The sequence below is a fragment of the Leyella stercorea genome (assembly GCF_021531355.1).
Classification (GTDB): domain Bacteria; phylum Bacteroidota; class Bacteroidia; order Bacteroidales; family Bacteroidaceae; genus Prevotella.
On record NZ_JADYTS010000246.1, the window covers coordinates 1 to 221 of the forward strand.

Sequence of the window (221 nt, forward strand, 5' to 3'; positions counted from 1 at the left end):
GCTTGTAAGTTTGGGCGGCTATCCGCTTGCCTATTGCATCCATGAGGGCAACAAATATGAAGGTCACACGATGTTGCCGACGATAAACGAGTTTGTAAGCAAATACGGATTGGAAAATTTCGTTGTGGTGGCTGACTCCGGTCTGATGAACAATGCAAATATAGCGGAACTTGAGGCGCACGGCTACAAGTATATAATAGGTGCGAAGATAAAGAATGAAA

At 44.3% G+C, this 221-nt stretch carries 1 protein-coding gene; it reads left to right on the forward strand.

Translation table 11 applies throughout. The features are described from left to right. Positions 1 to 221: transposase (locus I6E38_RS15240; protein WP_235394754.1), on the forward strand; the 221-nt coding region annotated here is incomplete at both ends.